Consider the following 16,434-nt stretch of genomic DNA (forward strand, 5'->3'; position numbering starts at 1 on the left):
AGAACCTGTTGGCCGCAATCGACTATGACGTTGAACTGAGGCGCGCCGGGGCGCACGCGACCGTCGGCTGGCGGCGCGTGCTGTTTTTGGCGCAGCGGCATGTGCTGGGCGCGGCCGGGCTCGTCATCATGACCCTGTTCGTGTTCACCGCGATCTTCGCCGACTTCATCGCGCGTTACGATCCGCTGACGATCGATGCCGCCCGGGCACTGGCGCGTCCAAGCCTGGCACACTGGATGGGGACGGATTCCTTCGGCCGCGATGTCTTCAGCCGCATCATTCATGGCGCGCGGATCTCGCTCGCGGTCGGCATCGGCTCGACCGCACTCGGTGGCTCGATCGGCGTCATCGTCGGCCTCACCTCCGGCTATCTCTCCGGCTGGGTCGATCTCGTGTTTCAGCGTGTCTCCGATGTCCTGCAGGCGCTGCCGCTGCTGGTGCTGGCCCTGATCATGACCGCGGCGCTTGGGCCGTCCTTGCCGAACGTCATCATTGCGATCGCCATTCCGCTGATCCCGACCGTCTCGCGCGTCATCCGCGCCAACACGCTGGCGCTGCGCGAGCTGCCATTCATCGAGGCCGCCAAGTCGATCGGCATGAGCGAGGTACGCATCGCGCTCCGTCACGTGCTGCCGAACACGCTGGCGCCGCTGATCGTGCTTGCGACCGCCCAGCTCGGCTCGACCATCCTCACCGAAGCCTCGCTCTCCTTCCTCGGCCTCGGCATTCCCGAGCCGTACCCGTCGTGGGGCCGCATGCTCTCTGAATCCGCCGCCGAATATGTCCGCACCGCGCCCTGGCTGGTGATCTTCCCGGGCATCGCCATCAGCCTCGCGGTGTTCGGCGCCAATCTGTTCGGCGACGCCTTGCGCGACATCCTCGATCCCCGGCAGCGCGGCTGATGACTGACAAATCCGATCTCGTGCTCGAGGTGAAAAACCTGAAGACGGTGTTCTTCACCAACTCCGGTCTGTTCAAGGCCGTCGATGATGTGTCCTTCACGGTGAAGCGCGGCGAGACGCTGGCGATCGTCGGCGAATCCGGCTGCGGCAAGAGCGTCACTGCGCTGTCGCTGATGCGGCTGGTGCCTGATCCCCCCGGCCGCATCGTCGGCGGCTCCGTCACGCTTGAAGGCACCGATCTTCTGACGCTGGACGAAGCAGAGATGCGCGCCGTCAGAGGCAACCGCATCTCGATGATCTTCCAGGAGCCGATGACCTCGCTCAATCCGGTGATGCGGATCGGCGACCAGATCGTCGAGGCCGTGCGGCTGCACCGGAACATGTCGAGCAAGGAGGCCCGGGACATCGCGATCGAGATGCTGCGCCTGGTGCGCATCCCTGAACCGGCTCGGCGCGCGCGGGAATATCCGCATCAACTGTCCGGCGGCATGCGCCAGCGCGCCATGATCGCGATGGCGCTGGCGTGCCGGCCGGCGCTGCTGATCGCGGACGAGCCCACGACCGCGCTCGACGTCACCATCCAGGCGCAGATCCTGGCGTTGATCCTGGACCTTCAGAAAGAGCTCGGCACTGGGCTCGTGCTGATCACCCATGATCTCGGCGTCGTCGCGCAGACCGCGCAGCGGGTCATCGTGATGTATGCGGGACGGAAGGTCGAGGAAGCGAGCGTCGAGGCACTGTTCGCCGCGCCGAAACATCCCTACACGCGCGGATTGATGGCCTCGATCCCGGCGGTGCCGGCGCCGGGCGTCGCCGCGCCAGCACGGCTGAACGAAATTCCCGGCACGGTGCCGTCGCTGGTGCGGCTGCCCAAGGGTTGCGCGTTTGCGCCTCGCTGCAAGCTCGCGATCAAGCGCTGTGAGGCCGAATATCCGCCGCTCACCGATTGGGGCGGTGGCCATCTCGCGGCATGCTGGCGGGCGGCCGAAGTGGCGGAGGTGGCATGACCGAGGCGCTGCTCGAAGTCACCGATCTCAAGAAGCACTATCCGGTGCGCGCCGGTGTGTTGCGCCGACAAATCGGCACAGTGCATGCAGTCGACGGCGTCTCATTTTCGGTTGGGGTGGGCGAGACGCTGGGCCTCGTCGGCGAATCCGGCTGCGGCAAGTCGACGGTGGCGCGCAGCGTGCTGCGGCTGGTCGAACCGACCTCGGGCCAGATCCGCCTCGAAGGCGAAGACATCACGCATCTGTCCAAGTCCGCGCTGCGGCCGCACCGCCGTTCGATGCAGATCGTGTTCCAGGATCCTTTCGCCTCTCTAAATCCGCGGATGACTGCCGGAGACATCGTGGGCGAGCCGCTGTTCGTGCACGGGCTCGCGACCGGCAAAGCGCTGGAGGCGCGTACCGCAAACCTGTTCGAGCAGGTCGGCTTGCGGCCCGACCAGATGCACAATTTCCCGCATCAATTCTCTGGCGGCCAGCGCCAGCGCATCTGCATCGCCCGCGCGCTGGCGCTGGGGCCGCGGCTGATCGTCTGCGACGAGCCGGTCTCCGCGCTCGACGTCTCGATCCAGGCGCAGGTGATCAATCTCCTGATTGACCTGCAGCGCGAGCACGGTTTCTCCTACCTCTTCATCGCGCATGACCTCGCGGTGGTCGCCCATATCAGTCACCGCGTCGCCGTGATGTATCTCGGCCGCATCGTCGAGATCGCCGACAAGGACGAGCTGTTTGCAAATCCGCGCCATCCCTACACGCAGGCCCTGCTCGCCTCGGTGCCGGTCGCCAATCCGCTCGCCAAAAAGCTCGTGCCACTGGTCGACGGCGACGTGCCAAGCCCGGTCAATCCGCCGCCGGGATGCGCATTTCACACCCGCTGCCGGTTTGCGATGGAGCGATGCAGGACGGAGCGGCCGGCGCTGGTGGATGCGGGCGACGAGCACCAGGTCGCGTGTTTGCTCAACGACGGGACGGGGCGACCAAATGCGATGCCGTAGGGTGGGCAAAGCGAAGCGTGCCCACCATTCAATCGCAATTGCCGCACGATGGTGGGCACGGCGCTGCGCGCCTTTGCCCATCCTACGATAGCTACGATTGCCGCTCTACCTCGGCCCGATCTCGGCCACGATCCGGCCCGTCGTCACCTGCTCGCCCTCGGCGACGTCGATCGCGGCGACCACGCCGTCGATGCCGGCCTTGTGGACGTGCTCCATCTTCATCGCTTCCAGCGTCATCACCGGCTGACCGGCACTGACGCGGTCGCCCGGCTGGACCAGGACGGCAACGACGCGGCCGTTCATGGCGGCACGAACCTTGCCGTCGCCGCCGTTGCTTGCGGCGGCCTTCGGCGCGGCGAGCGTGAGATCGGACGCCGCGAGCGGGATGCCGCGGCGCTGGAGGTGGAGCCGGTCGCCATCGCGCAGGAATTTGGCGCTGTCCATCACGCCGTCATGACGGAAGCGGATCATGTCGAGATCGAGCCGGTCGATCTCGAACTTGTCCTGCCGGCGGTCGCTGGCGACAATGTAGCTGCCATCGCGTTCGCGCCAGACTTCAAGCTCATACGCCTGGCCTGCGATCTCGATCTTCGCCGGTAGCGGGAACGTTGCCGCGAGGCTCCGTCCGCGGCGCCACGACGGTGCCTGCGGGTTCGTGGCATAGAGCAGCAGGCCGGCCAAAGCGACATCGAATGCGGCGTCCGTGCCCGGCGCCAGCAACTCGTCGCGATGCGCGCCAATGAAGGCCGTGGTCGCCTCGCCCTTGGCGAAGCCGGGATGACGCAGGCACGACATCAGGAACGCCTGATTGGTGGTCACGCCGAAAGCGGTGAGCTGTTCGAGGCCGACGATCAGGCGCCCCCTCGCCTCCTCTCGTGTCGCGCCATGGCCGATCACCTTGGCGATCATGGAATCGTAGAACGGCGGAATCTCGGAGCCGGATTGCAGCGCATGTTCGACGCGGATGCCATCCGGCACCTGCCAGCACGCCATGCGCCCGGACTGCGGCATGAAATCATGCGCGGCGTCCTCCGAGCACAGCCGCACCTCGATGGCATGGCCTGTGAAGCGAATGTCCTGCTGCTTCACCGGCAACGGCTCGCCGCGCGCGACGCGCAGCTGCAATTCGACGAGATCGAGCCCGGTGATCGCCTCGGTGACGGGATGCTCGACCTGGAGCCGCGTATTCATCTCCATGAAGTAGAATTCGCCGCTCGCATCGAGCAGAAATTCGAGCGTGCCGGCGCCCTCGTAGCGCAGCGCCTTCACCGCGGCGACCGCGACGTCGCCCATCTTCGCGCGCAGTTCCGGCGTCACAGCGGGCGACGGTGCCTCCTCGATCAGCTTCTGGTGGCGCCGCTGCACCGAGCAATCGCGTTCGCCGAGATGGATGGCGTTGCCATGGCTGTCGCCGAACACCTGAATTTCGATGTGACGGGGATTCTGGATGGCGCGTTCGAGGATCACGGTCGGATCGCCAAACGCCGCCTTCGCCTCGGACCGCGCGCTACGCAGCGCATCAGGAAACGACGACGCGTCCGTCACGAGCCGCATGCCGCGTCCACCGCCGCCGGCGACCGCCTTGATCATCACGGGAAAGCCGATCTCTCTCGCCTCCGCGAGCATGACCTCATCGCCCTGATCGGCGCCCTGATAGCCGGGCACGATGGGCACGCCGGCCTTTTTCATGATCTCCTTGGCACCGGCCTTGTTGCCCATTGTTTCGATCGCCTGCGGCGACGGGCCGATGAAGACGAGGCCGGCATCCTTGCAGGCCTGCGCAAACTCCTCGTTTTCGGCGAGGAAGCCATAGCCGGGATGAACGGCATCCGCGCCGCTGGCCTTTGCGGCCGCAACGATCGCGGGAATGTTGAGGTAGGATTGCCTCGGCAGCGGCTCGCCGATGCGCACGGCCTGGTCGGCCTGTTGCACATGGAGCGCGTCGCGATCCGCATCCGAATAGACCGCGACGACACCGAGCCCGAGCTTCCGCGCACTGCGCATCACCCGTAACGCGACCTCGCCGCGATTGGCAATCAAGACCCTGAAGAACGGTCGGTGCTGCGTTGATCCGTTCCTCATGGGCGGGCCACCGAGAATTGCATCCGCTGGGGCGTGCGCGCATCGCCCTCGCGGCAAATCGCGAGCACTTCCGACAGCAGCGCGCGGGTGTCGCGCGGATCGATCACGCCGTCGTCGAGCACGCGCGCGCTGGTCGAGAACACGTCCATCTGGCCGTCGAACACGCCGACGATCTGCGCCTTCATGGCATCAAGCTTTTCCTTTTCGACCGGCTTGCCGCGGCGGGCGGCGGCGGCTTCGGTGACGATTGCCATGGTCTCGGCGGCCTGCTCACCGCCCATCACGGCAGTCTTGGCGTTGGGCCAGGAGAAGCAGAAGCGCGGATGGAAGCCGCGCCCGCACATGCCGTAATTGCCGGCGCCGAACGAGGCGCCGCAATAGATGGTGATCTGCGGTACCGTCGCCGACGTCACCGCCTGGATCATCTTGGAGCCGTGCTTGATCATGCCGGCTTCTTCGTAAGCTTTGCCGACCATGTAGCCGGTGGTGTTGTTCAGATACAGCAATGGCGTACGGGTTTGACAGCAAGCCTGGATGAAATGCGTCGCCTTGTTGGCGCCCGCGGGATCGAGCGGACCGTTGTTGGTGATGATGCCGATGGCTTGGCCCTCGATGCGGGCATGGCCGCAGACGGTGGCCGGGCCGTAGTTCGGCGCCATCTCGGTGAAGTCGGAATCGTCGACGATGCGCGCGATGACCTGCTTCATGTCCACGGCGCGCTTGTGGTCCATCGGCATGATGCCGAGCAGCTCGTCCTGGTCGTAGCGCGGCGGCTTGTATTGCGCAGCTCCCTGGTCCGGCCGCTCCCATTCCAGCGCCGCCATGATCTCGCGCGCGATGCGCAGGGCGTCGCGGTCATCCTCGGCCAGGTAGTCGCCAAGTCCCGACACCTGCGTGTGCATCTCGGCCCCGCCAAGTTCCTCCTCGGTCGCGATCTCGCCGGTGGCGGCCTTCAGCAGCGGCGGGCCGGCGAGGAAGGCGCGGGTGCGGCCACGGACCATGACGATGTAGTCGGACAGGCCGGTCTGATAGGCGCCGCCGGCGGTCGAGGAGCCATGCGTCACGGTGACGACGGGCAGCCCCGCCGCCGAGAGCCGCGCGAGGTTGCGGAAGATGTTGCCGCCGCGAACAAAATCCTCGACGCGATAGCGCAACAGATTGGCACCGGCGCTTTCGACCAGCTGGACATAGGGCAGCTTGTTCTCCAGCGCGAGCTCCTGCACCCGCAGCGTCTTGTCGAGGCCGTAGGGCTGGAGCGCGCCGGCATCGATGCCGGAATCGTTGGCGCTGACCATGCAACGGATGCCCGAGACGAAGCCGATGCCGGCGATGACGCCGCCGCCGGGCACGCTTTTGTCCGGATCCGATACGTCGAACATGAAGCCGGCGAGCGTGGACAGCTCGATGAAGGGCGCGCCGGGATCGAGCACCAGCGCGACGCGTTCACGCGGCAACAGCTGGCCGCGCTTGTGGAAGCGGTCTTTCGCCGCGGCTGATGCCGCACGCGTGCGCTCTTCCAGCGCGCGCATGCGGTCAATCAGGCCAAGCATGCCGTCGCGATTGGCGCGGTAGGCGGCGCTGCCGGGGGAGATGGCGTTTTCGAGAATGGACATAACTCAATCCTGCTCGTCATTGCGAGGAGCGAAGCGACGAAGCAATCCAGGCTGCATCCACCGAGAGATTCTGGATTGCTTCGCTTGCTCGCGATGACGGTTGAGGCGATAATTTACCTATTCGTCCCAAAAATCTTTCGCGCTTCCGCCGGGCTCGCTATCTCGCGGCCCGCACGGCGGGCGCAGGCGGCGATGGCCTCGATCAGCTGGCCGTTCGACGTCACCTTCTTGCCGTCGGCGAGATAGAAGGCATCCTCGAGACCGGTGCGCAGATGACCGCCGAGCTCCGCACAGCGCTGGTGCAGCGGCCAGATCTCTTCGCGGCCGATCGCGGTGACCTGAAATTGCGCCTCGGGACGCTTCAGCTTGATCAGGATCGGCAGCAGATCGGGATCCGACGGCATGCCGGAGGCGACGCCCATCACAAAGTTATACTCGAGCGGGCCCTTGTACATGCCGACCTGGCGGTACATGCCGACGCAGCGGACGATGCCGACGTCAAAACATTCGAATTCGGGGATGGTACCGACCGCGTTCATGACGTCGAGATAGTCCTTCACCTTCTCGACCGCATTGTCGAACATCATCGGCGGCCAGGCCCAGCTGTTGTCGGCCTTCACCTTCAGATAGTTCAGCGAGCCGGCATTGCAGGCGGCGATCTCCGGCCTGGTCTCACGGATGCAATCCAGCGCACCGCTGTAGTTCGGCCCGGAGACGCCGGAGGTGTGGTTGATGATCACGCCGGGGCAGGCTTCGCGGATCGCCTGCTGGATCTCCTTGCTGACGCTGACCTCCCAGGACGGCAGATGCCCCTTGTCCGGCGCCTGCTGACGCAGATGGATGTGCATGATGGACGCGCCGGCATCGAACGCAGCCTTGGCCTCGCGCGCCATCTGCTCGGGCGTCACAGGCACGTTGTGCTGCTTCGGGTCGGTGAGCACGCCGTTCAGCGCGCAGGTGATGACGGCCTTGTCGCTCATGCCTTGAATGTCTCGCACGTTGATAATTCAACGCTTGCGATCATGTGATGGGCGGCATGCGGCTTCTTGCGCGGAGAAGCTGGAATGGGGCCAGATGTCGTAAGGTGGGCAAAGGCGCTCTTGCGCCGTGCCCACCCTGTCTCAGCATGGATCGAAGAAGGTGGGCACGCTTCGCTTTGCCCACTCTACGAGAGCATCCTACGATGCCTCCGCAAGCCTCACCGTCTCGCTGCTGCGATAAATCGCAAGATCGCGCGAGCCGACGAAGATCGCGCGCGGCTTCAGGCCGTAGAAGCGGCGGATCGAGTGGCTGAAATGGGTGGAATCGGGATAGCCGATGTCCTGCGCGAGATGGGCCAGATTGAGGTCCTGGTTGGCGAAGTGCAGCAGATGCCGCGCGCGCTTCCAGGCGCGGAAGGAGCGGAACGAGATGCCGGTCTCTTCCTTGAACAGATGCAGGAAACGCGAAGCGGAAAGTCCGGCGTCCGCCGCGCACGTGTCCGCCGTCACGGGCTCACCTGTGAAGCGGCCGATACGGGCGACCGCACGCGTCACGCGGGGGTCGAGCACCCGGCGCGGCAGCGCTTCGCCAAAACACATCTCGTCGAATTCGGCGGTGGTGATGTCGCCGTAGCGACGCTGGCGCAGCAGCGTGTAGGCGGCGAGGATCTTGCGGGCATAGACGGCCTTGTCGGGTCCGGTGAGCCGCTCGGCCAAGACCTCGATCACGCCATCAGGCATGCTCTCCGGCTCCAGCGTGACGCTGATCGCGGTGCGATAGTCGCTGGCAATGGAATGCCGCTGGTTCGGCAGGGTGACGAACAGCTCGCCAGTGGCGAAGGCATCATCGATCGTCAGATGCAGGCTGCCCTTGACCGCGACATAGACGTGACAGCAGCCGGGGGTCCGCTTGCGGGGGCGGCCGAGCAGGCCGGCATAGAATACCCGCTCCGGCGTGATCAGCATCAAATGGTCGGATTCGCGACCGTTATCTTCCATTGGGATCCTCCTCGCGCGGCTCTTTGGCCGCTGCGGACGGAGGTCACCTTAGCGGAAATCTGGGCGCTGTCACGGCGGGATAGCGCTATCATGAAGCGCAAAACGGCGGCAGTCCGGGACGGATGGCGGACGACCTGGAACTCCTGGCGATATCGTCGTCCCGGCTTTCGCCAGGACGACAGCTAAGCCCTCACCCTTGGCGCGACGTTCTGCTCGACGCCGGCCTGTTGCTCCGCAGCAACCGCGCGCTTGAAACCATCCCGCTGCTGCAAGCGGGCCCAATAGGCTGCGACATTTGGCCCAAAATCCTTGGCGAGCCCGATAGTATCGGCGAGGCGGAGCGCGTAGCCGATCACGATGTCGGCGGCCGTGAAGCGGCCGGCGCACAAAGCCTCGGTAGTTGCGGTGGCTGCCTCGACGGCGCGCAGCCGGCCCAAGAACCATTTGGCATAGTCGCCGGCGACCTGCGGATTGCGGCGCTCTTCCGGCTCGAGCTGGGTGTATCGAAGCACCAGCGTCTGCGGGAAGGTTAACGTGGCGTCGCTGAAATACATCCAGTTCAGGAACGCGCCATAGGCGGGATCCTCCGGCCCGACCATCAGTGGCGTCGGTCCATGTCTGACGCCGAGATAGTGGCAGATGCCGGACGATTCCGTCATCCTGGTCTCGCCATCAACCATGAAGGGAATGGTGCCCAGCGGATTGAGCGCGAGGTATTCCTTGGCGAAGACCCGCGGCGGGAACGGCAGCATCTTCAATTCGTAGGGAAGTCCCATTTCCTCCAGCATCCAGAGCGGACGGAACGAGCGCGCGCCGTCGCAGTGATAGAGCGTGATCATCAGGAAATTCCTTTGCTGCCGGGCAGCGTGCCCATCATCTTGCACAGGACCATCAGCATGACCTCGTCGGCGCCGCCGCCAATCGATGTCAGGCGGCTGTCGCGATAGGCTCGGCTGACCGGCGTCTCGTTGGTAAAGCCCATTCCGCCCCAATATTGCAAGCAGGCGTCGGTAAGCTCGCGGCCGAGCCGCCCGGCCTTCAGCTTGGCCATGGTCGCCAGTTTTGTGACATCCTCGCCCGCCACCAGCGCCTCGCCGGCACGGTAGATCAGCGCGCGCAACAGCTCGACCTCGGTCTGCATCTCGGCAAGCTTGAAATGGACGACCTGGTTGTCGAGGATCGACTTCCCGAAGGCCTTGCGGTTGCGGGTGTATTCGATGGTCTCGTTGATGATGTATTCATGCGCCTTCAGGCAGGCGGCCGCGCCCCAGAGGCGCTCCTCCTGGAACTGGATCATCTGATAGGTAAAGCCCTTGCCCTCCTCGCCGATCCGGTTGCGCTTGGGCACGCGGACATTGTCGAAGAAGATCTGCGCGGTGTCCGAGGAGCGCATCCCCATCTTGTCGAGCTTTCGCGCGACAGTGACGCCCTTGGTCTTCATGGGCACGCAGATCAGCGACTTGTTGCGGTGAACGGGCCCGTCGCCGGTGTTGGCGAGCAGGCAGATCCAGTCGGCCTGAGTGCCGTTGGTGATCCACATCTTGCCACCATCGATGACGTAATCGTCGCCGTCGGAGCGCGCATTGGTCTTGATCGAGGCGACGTCGGAGCCTGCTCCGGGCTCGGAGACGCCGATGCAGGCCACATAGTCGCCAGAGATCGAGGGCGCCAGGAATTCGCGCCGCACTTCATCGGAGCCGAACCGCGCCAGCGCCGGCGTCGCCATGTCGGTCTGCACCCCGATCGCCATCGGCACCCCGCCGCAATTGATGGCCCCAAGCTCCTCCGCCATCATCAGCGCGTAGGAATAGTCGAGGCCGGATCCGCCGAATTCGACCGGCTTGTTCAATCCGAGAAAGCCGAGGCTGCCCATCTTCCTGAACAGCTCATGCGCCGGGAAGATGTCGGCCTGCTCCCATTCATCGACGTGCGGATTGATCTCGTTGGCAATGAATTTCTGTAAGGAACGACGGATCTCGTCGTGGTCGGCGGTAAACAGCATTGCTTCCTCTCGTCGTCACAACCCCATCTGCCGCGACGCCAGATCCTTCATGATCTCCTCGGTGCCGCCGCCGATGGCGTTGACCTTGACCTCGCGATAGATGCGCTCGGCCTTGATGCCGCGCATGAAGCCGGCGCCGCCAAAAATCTGCACGGCTTCAGAGGCGCAGAATGCCATGGTCTGGGTCGCCTGGTTCTTCATCATGCAGATTTCGGCGACCGGGCTTTCACCCTGCTCCAGCCGCCAGGCCAGCATCTCCAGCATCGCTTGCGACGCGGCGACCTTCTGCGCCATGTCGACGATCTTGTGGCGGATCACCTGGTGCTGCGCGAGCGGCTTGCCGAATGTCTTGCGCTCCTTGGCGTAGGCAATGGCTTCGTCGAGGCAGACGCGCGCGAACGCGGTGCAGCCCGCCGCCATGCCCATGCGCTCGCTGTTAAAATTCCGCATGATGATCTTGAAGCCCTGGCCTTCCTCGCCGATCAAGTTTTCCGCCGGTACGCGGCACTCGTCGAAATGCAGGGTCGCGGTGTCAGAGGCCCACCAGCCCATCTTCTTCAGCTTTGTCCGGGACAGGCCCGGCGTATCCCCCTCGATCAGGAGCAGGCTGACGCCGCCGGCGCCCTCACCCCCGGTGCGCACCGCAACGGTCAGATAGTCGGCGCGCATACCCGAGGTGATGAAGGTCTTCTCGCCACTCACGACGTAGTGATCGCCATCGTGCCGCGCCTTGGTCCGGAGGCTCGCAACATCAGAACCGCCGCCCGGCTCGGTGATCGCGAGCGCGGAGATTTTCTCACCCGCGAGCACCTGAGGCAGCACGCGCGCCTTAACCTCGGGGCGCGCGGCCCGCGCGACCGGCGGCGAACCGATCGTATGGCTCATCAAGCTGGCGCTGACGCCGCCGGCGCCGGCCCGCGCCAGCTCCTGGCTGGCGACGATCTTCATGAACTGGTCGGCGGCGATCCCGCCATATTCCTCGGGGAAACCGAGCCCCAAGAGCCCGATCTCGGCCGCCTTGCGATAGAGCGCGCGCGGGAATTCGCCGGCCTCGTCCCACTCGTGGGCGAAGGGCGCAATCTCCTTGTCGACAAAGCGGCGCATCACGTCACGAAAGCCGTCATGTTCGGCGGTATAGAACGGGCTCATCATCGCACTCTCGCCCTGCTGGCGGATTCGTCTCGTGCACCATGGCCGGAACTTTGACGGCTCACTTGCGCGGAGTGGCTGGCCAAGGCTCCCCTCCGAGCAGGCTCGCTCTAGCAACTCAACGCAAGACGATTTTCATCGGTCGCGCGCCAACTCCGGATCAAAAAAAAGGCGTGGTGCACAAACTCCGGCTGGCCCCAGGGCCATGCCGGGCATGGTGCATGGCAATAGGGACGCGGGCGGCACCAGACCGCCGAGGGAGGAATTTTTGGCCGTTCGTTACTACGACTGGATCGCCCATTATGGCCGCCGCACGCCGCACAAGGTCGCGGCGATCGACCTCGCGAGCGAGCGCCGCTTCAGCTATGCGCAACTCGATGCGCGCATCTCTCGTCTCGCCTCATTTCTGCGTCATACGCTGAAGGTCTCGCGCGGCGAGCGGGTCGCGGTGCTGGCGCTGAACACGACCGATACGCTGGAGGTGCAATTCGCCTGCGGCCGGTTAGGTGCGATCTTCGTGCCGCTGAACACCCGGCTCACCGTTCCCGAACTCCAGTTCATCACCGGGGATTGCGCCCCGAAGGTGATGATCCACGACACCGATCTCGCCGAAACGGCGTTTGCCGTGGCGAAGCTCTGCGGCATTGAGACGAGCCTGCTGCTTGGTCCCGGCGGGCCTTATGAGGCCGGCATCGCCGCTGCAAAGCCACTCGAGAAAATCGAGGAGGTCACCCTCGATGATGTCTCGACCATCATGTACACCTCCGGCACGACGGGTCATCCCAAGGGCGCCACCATCACCCATGGCATGACCTTCTGGAATTGCGTCAATCTCGGCGGCCCCGCCTGCATCGGGCCATCCTCGGTGCTGCTCACCGTGCTGCCGCTGTTCCACACCGGCGGTTTGAATTGCTACACCAATCCGGTGCTGCATGCCGGCGGCACCGTGATGATCATGCGCGCCTTCGATCCCGGCACGGCGCTTGGCCTGATCAGCGACCCCGCACAGGGCATCAACGTGTTCTTCGGCGTGCCCGCGATCTACCAGTTCATGGCCCAGCATCCGGCCTTCGCGACCACCGACCTCGGCCGGCTGATCGTCGGCGGTGTCGGCGGCGCACCAATGCCGGTGCCGCTGCTCAAGGTGTGGGAGGCGCGTGGCGTCGCGCTTCAGCAGGGCTACGGCATGACCGAGACCTCGCCGGCCGTGCTGGTGCTCGACCGCGAGGATGCTGCACGGAAAGCCGGCTCCGCCGGCAAGCCGGTGTTGCACACCGAAGTGCGCATCGTGCGTCCTGATGGCAGCGACGCCGATATCGGCGAGCTTGGTGAGCTCTGGGTCAAGGGACCGAACATCACGCCCGGCTACTGGAACAGGCCGGAGGCGAACAAGACGTCGTTCACCGACGGATGGCTGCACACTGGCGACGCGACACGCGTCGACGAGGAAGGCTTTTACTACATCGTCGACCGCTGGAAGGACATGTACATCTCCGGCGGCGAGAACGTCTATCCGGCTGAGGTCGAGAACGTCCTGCACCAACTCGACGCCATCGCGGAAGCCGCCGTGATCGGCATTCCCGATCCGCAATGGGGCGAGGTTGGCCTCGCCATCGTCGCGGCGAAGCCGGGCCAGCGGTTGACCGAGGCCGATGTCTTCTCGCACTGCGCGGCGAATCTCGCGCGCTTCAAATGTCCGCGCCAGGTCCGCTTCGTCGATGCGTTACCACGCAACGCCACCGGCAAGATCCACAAGCCGACCTTGCGCAAGGAATTCTCGATCACTTCCGAAGTCGACAAGAAAGCCGCCAACGCCTGATCAAAGCGCCCCTCGCGGGCGCTTTTCTTTTTTGAAGTGCCAAAGTCAGAAGAAACCCCAAAGAAGCCCCAAGGAATTTACATGAACAAGAAACTCTCCCTGTTTGCCGCGGCAACGGCGATGACGCTGTTTGCGACCCACTCCGCGTATGCCCAAAAAGCGTACGACACCGGCGTCACCGACACCGAGATCAAGATCGGCAATGTCGAGGCCTATTCCGGGCCGGCTTCCGCCTACGGCGTCATCGGCAAGACCGAGGAAGCCTATTTCAAGATGATCAACGACCAGGGCGGCATCAACGGCCGCAAGATCAACTGGATCTCCTACGATGACGGCTACTCGCCGCCGAAGACGGTTGAGCAGATCCGCAAGCTGATCGAGAGCGACGAGGTCTTCCTGGTGTTCAACGCGCTGGGCACGCCGACCCAGACCGCCGTGCAGAAGTATCACAATTCCAAGAAGGTGCCGCAGCTGTTCCTCGCCACAGGCGCCAGCAAGTGGAACGACCCGAAGAATTTTCCCTGGACCATGGGCTTCCAGCCCAGCTACCGCGTCGAGGCACAGATCTTCGCCAAGTATATTTTGAAGGAGAAGCCGGACGGGAAGGTTGCGATCTTCTATGCCAACGATGATTTCGGCAAGGACTACCTCGCCGGCATCAAGGACGTGTTCGGCGACAGGGCATCGAAAATGATCGTGGCGGAAGAGAGCTACGAGACGTCGGAGCCTTCGATCGACGCCCATATCGTCAAGCTCAAGGGGACCGGCGCCGACGTCTTCGTCAACATCGCGACCCCGAAATTTGCGGCGCAGGCGATCAAGAAGATTGCCGAGCTGGAGTGGAAGCCGATGCATCTCATGACCGATGTCTCGGTCTCAATCGGCGCGGTGATGAAGCCGGCCGGCCTCGAGGCATCCGAAGGCGTGCTATCGGCCGGTTATCTGAAGGACGCGTCGGATCCGCAGTGGAAGGATGATGAGGGCATGAAGAAGTTCATGGTCTTCGTCGACAAATACATACCCGGTGCAAATATTTCGGACGCCAATCTGGTTTACGCCTATGCCGCAGCCCAAACGATGGTGCAGGTGCTGAAGCAGGCGGGCGACAATCTGACCCGCGAGAATGTGATGAAGCAGGCAGCGAGCCTCAAGGACTTCGTCCCCGACACCCTGATCCCGGGCATCAAGATCAACACCTCGGCAACGGACTTCGCGCCGATCGAGCAGCTCAAGATGTGGCGATTCAAAAAGGGCCAGTGGGAGCTGTTCGGCGACATCATCAGCGCCGAAACCGGCGGCTAGTCGACTGAAAATTACCGAATAGCGGCCGAAGGGCCGCTATTCTTTTCAAGCGAGCGACGACGCTATTCCCGCGCTTTCGACCTCGATCATGTCGTGGCCGACGTCGATGCCTGCGACGGACAGACCGAGACGACGCGAATCGCCGACGCCCCTGAACGCGGGGCATGCCCAGGCGAGGGTGACGATGCCTGACGGCGGCAGATCGAGGCTCAGCGTGTAGCCATCATAACCGGTCACGACCGCCTCGGGCGCGACGGGCTTGCCGTCGAGATAGAATCGCGCGTCGATCGTATGCAGCGGCGCGCGAAGCGCCGGGCTTCGAACGCGGACGATGGTGCGGCCGGTCATCCCCTTGATCCGCACGGCAGCCTCCGGTTCGCTCCAGCGGAACGTGTGACCGGCGGAGAACTCCTCAGCATGGAATCCGGTCTGCGCGATAATCTGCTCCCCAAGAAGCCCGCCGGCAGACCGCGCATCTCGCCCGAGACGATGAATGCAATCGAGTCTCTGATGCCGGATCAGCGCGGCGATGTATCGCCGCATCCATCGCGCGATCGCCTCGCTCGATCCGGCGGCCGTCAGAACGACCAGCACGGCCCGCGCGTGCCATGCCCCCAGCCGCGCGAAGCCGCGCGCGCCGAGATCGCCGAGATCGCCGAGCAGCGCCGGCACGGACCAACGCCACAACGCCAGCAATTTCTCGCCAGGCCGTCTCCAGCCGCCGCCAGCGAGGCTGTAGCGCAGGAGCGCGTTCAATGCATTGCGGGCGAGCGACGTGCCGGCCTCGCTCCGCGAGCTCCACTCGATCGGAATGTCGAGCAGCTCGCTGCCGGGATCGTTGCGGGCCTCGCTCAGATAGCGAATCTCGCCTTGCACGAAGTCGAGCGTGAATTGCTTCAGCTCGTCGAGCTCGCCGACATAGTAGTGATGGAAGCGCGCCTCCTCGAGATAGCCGAGGGAATAGCCTCTCGCGTGATAGGCGGCGGCAAGCACCCATTCGGCGAAATGACCGAACTCCTCGCGCAGGCCGCCGCATTCCCGGTAGACGTCGCGCCGCGTCACGAAACACTGATCCAGGATCTTGCGCCAGGGATGCTGCTTCATACCGAACTCGATGTCGGCCTGGTACATGGCTGCCTCTGCCACGGATAGCCGGTTATGGCAGATCGGGATCGAACGGCAGGAAAAGCCGGCCCAGTCGGGATGAGCATCGATCGCGCGAATGCAGAGTTCGATCACGTCGGGTTCGGGCCGGCAGTGCGATTCCGTGAAGAACAGATAGCTGCCGCGCGCCTTCGTCGCGCCGAATGCGCAGAGCCCGATGTCGTGTTCGGAATCGGTGAATTCGAGGCGAGCCCTGTTGCCGGCCAACGCCTTCAACTGTTCGCGTGCCGTGAAATCCGGCGGCACGACCAAGATGATCTCGTAGAGCGATTTGTCGGCAGTCTGCGACGTCCAGCCGAGCCAGGACAGCTCCCACTGCCCGCGGTGAGATTCGAGCGGGATAATGATTGAGAACAGCGGAGATTCGCCGTCGTCGAGTGCGGGCGCGTCCTGCATGTCCCCTTATAGACGCATGCCGCGTCA

The 16,434-nt window shown here is 64.4% G+C and carries 13 protein-coding genes; 5 read left to right on the top strand and 8 right to left on the bottom strand.

Annotation, left to right across the window (positions count from 1 at the left end):
* The first annotated feature begins 8 nt into the window (after positions 1–8).
* From IVB45_RS35595 to IVB45_RS35605, 3 genes are read left to right on the top strand one after another with little or no spacing between them, the layout of a single operon-like run.
* Positions 9–902 carry an ABC transporter permease gene (locus IVB45_RS35595; RefSeq protein ID WP_018455966.1) on the top strand — a complete coding sequence of 298 codons (894 nt, stop codon included), beginning with the start codon at positions 9–11 and terminating at the stop codon, positions 900–902.
* Complete coding sequence (locus IVB45_RS35600) at positions 902–1,909, top strand: ABC transporter ATP-binding protein (protein WP_247357554.1); 1,008 nt, start codon at positions 902–904, stop codon at positions 1,907–1,909. Before IVB45_RS35595 ends, IVB45_RS35600 begins: the two co-directional genes overlap by 1 nt.
* The gene (locus tag IVB45_RS35605; RefSeq protein WP_247357553.1) at positions 1,906–2,901 is read left to right on the top strand and encodes a dipeptide ABC transporter ATP-binding protein; all 996 of its coding nucleotides are present in this window, start codon (positions 1,906–1,908) and stop codon (positions 2,899–2,901) included. Before IVB45_RS35600 ends, IVB45_RS35605 begins: the two co-directional genes overlap by 4 nt.
* A 105-nt stretch (positions 2,902–3,006) precedes the next feature.
* Here the strand turns inward: IVB45_RS35605 and IVB45_RS35610 are convergent, their stop codons facing one another.
* The 7 genes from IVB45_RS35610 to IVB45_RS35640 all read right to left on the bottom strand — a co-directional run bounded on the left by IVB45_RS35610 (position 3,007) and on the right by IVB45_RS35640 (position 11,729).
* The gene (locus IVB45_RS35610) at positions 3,007–4,983 is read right to left on the bottom strand and encodes an acetyl-CoA carboxylase biotin carboxylase subunit (protein WP_247357552.1); all 1,977 of its coding nucleotides are present in this window, start codon (positions 4,981–4,983) and stop codon (positions 3,007–3,009) included.
* Positions 4,980–6,596, bottom strand: a complete 1,617-nt coding sequence (locus IVB45_RS35615; protein ID WP_247357551.1) for a carboxyl transferase domain-containing protein — start codon at positions 6,594–6,596, stop codon at positions 4,980–4,982. Before IVB45_RS35615 ends, IVB45_RS35610 begins: the two co-directional genes overlap by 4 nt.
* A 113-nt stretch (positions 6,597–6,709) precedes the next feature.
* Positions 6,710–7,576: a 3-keto-5-aminohexanoate cleavage protein gene (locus IVB45_RS35620; protein WP_027514515.1), complete on the bottom strand. Its 867-nt coding sequence runs from the start codon at positions 7,574–7,576 to the stop codon at positions 6,710–6,712.
* Positions 7,577–7,774: 198 nt separating this feature from the next.
* Positions 7,775–8,575 (bottom strand): AraC family transcriptional regulator, encoded by an 801-nt coding sequence (locus IVB45_RS35625; RefSeq protein ID WP_247357550.1) that lies wholly within the window; start codon positions 8,573–8,575, stop codon positions 7,775–7,777.
* Positions 8,576–8,757: 182 nt separating this feature from the next.
* The gene (locus IVB45_RS35630) at positions 8,758–9,414 is read right to left on the bottom strand and encodes a glutathione S-transferase family protein (RefSeq protein WP_247357549.1); all 657 of its coding nucleotides are present in this window, start codon (positions 9,412–9,414) and stop codon (positions 8,758–8,760) included.
* The gene (locus IVB45_RS35635; RefSeq protein WP_247357548.1) at positions 9,414–10,577 is read right to left on the bottom strand and encodes an acyl-CoA dehydrogenase family protein; all 1,164 of its coding nucleotides are present in this window, start codon (positions 10,575–10,577) and stop codon (positions 9,414–9,416) included. Before IVB45_RS35635 ends, IVB45_RS35630 begins: the two co-directional genes overlap by 1 nt.
* 15 nt (positions 10,578–10,592) lie before the next feature.
* A complete protein-coding gene (locus IVB45_RS35640) occupies positions 10,593–11,729 on the bottom strand; it encodes an acyl-CoA dehydrogenase family protein (protein WP_247357547.1) in 1,137 nt (378 codons plus the stop codon).
* Between the two features lie 265 nt (positions 11,730–11,994).
* On the opposite strand from IVB45_RS35640, the gene IVB45_RS35645 reads away from it, so the two are divergent.
* Both IVB45_RS35645 and IVB45_RS35650 read left to right on the top strand, forming a co-directional pair.
* Positions 11,995–13,545, top strand: coding sequence for a long-chain fatty acid--CoA ligase (locus tag IVB45_RS35645; protein ID WP_247357546.1), 1,551 nt, complete (start codon positions 11,995–11,997; stop codon positions 13,543–13,545).
* An 81-nt stretch (positions 13,546–13,626) separates the two neighbouring features.
* On the top strand, positions 13,627–14,847 hold the full coding sequence (locus IVB45_RS35650; RefSeq protein WP_247357545.1) for an ABC transporter substrate-binding protein: 1,221 nt from the start codon (positions 13,627–13,629) through the stop codon (positions 14,845–14,847).
* A 45-nt stretch (positions 14,848–14,892) separates the two neighbouring features.
* Here IVB45_RS35650 and IVB45_RS35655 read toward each other — a convergent pair whose 3' ends face one another.
* The gene (locus IVB45_RS35655) at positions 14,893–16,407 is read right to left on the bottom strand and encodes a hypothetical protein (protein ID WP_247357544.1); all 1,515 of its coding nucleotides are present in this window, start codon (positions 16,405–16,407) and stop codon (positions 14,893–14,895) included.
* Between the last annotated feature and the right edge of the window lie 27 nt (positions 16,408–16,434).

The organism is Bradyrhizobium sp. 4 (assembly GCF_023100905.1).
Taxonomy (GTDB): Bacteria; Pseudomonadota; Alphaproteobacteria; order Rhizobiales; family Xanthobacteraceae; genus Bradyrhizobium.

Bases quoted from the DNA above. Each gene is read 5' to 3' on its own strand.
- IVB45_RS35600 (WP_247357554.1), top strand. From the start codon at position 902: ATGACTGACAAATCCGATCTCGTGCTCGAGGTGAAAAACCTGAAGACG.
- IVB45_RS35605 (WP_247357553.1), top strand. From the start codon at position 1,906: ATGACCGAGGCGCTGCTCGAAGTCACCGATCTCAAGAAGCACTATCCG.
- IVB45_RS35610 (WP_247357552.1), bottom strand. From the start codon at position 4,983: ATGAGGAACGGATCAACGCAGCACCGACCGTTCTTCAGGGTCTTGATT.
- IVB45_RS35615 (WP_247357551.1), bottom strand. From the start codon at position 6,596: ATGTCCATTCTCGAAAACGCCATCTCCCCCGGCAGCGCCGCCTACCGC.
- IVB45_RS35620 (WP_027514515.1), bottom strand. From the start codon at position 7,576: ATGAGCGACAAGGCCGTCATCACCTGCGCGCTGAACGGCGTGCTCACC.
- IVB45_RS35625 (WP_247357550.1), bottom strand. From the start codon at position 8,575: ATGGAAGATAACGGTCGCGAATCCGACCATTTGATGCTGATCACGCCG.
- IVB45_RS35630 (WP_247357549.1), bottom strand. From the start codon at position 9,414: ATGATCACGCTCTATCACTGCGACGGCGCGCGCTCGTTCCGTCCGCTC.
- IVB45_RS35635 (WP_247357548.1), bottom strand. From the start codon at position 10,577: ATGCTGTTTACCGCCGACCACGACGAGATCCGTCGTTCCTTACAGAAA.
- IVB45_RS35640 (WP_247357547.1), bottom strand. From the start codon at position 11,729: ATGATGAGCCCGTTCTATACCGCCGAACATGACGGCTTTCGTGACGTG.
- IVB45_RS35650 (WP_247357545.1), top strand. From the start codon at position 13,627: ATGAACAAGAAACTCTCCCTGTTTGCCGCGGCAACGGCGATGACGCTG.
- IVB45_RS35655 (WP_247357544.1), bottom strand. From the start codon at position 16,407: ATGCAGGACGCGCCCGCACTCGACGACGGCGAATCTCCGCTGTTCTCA.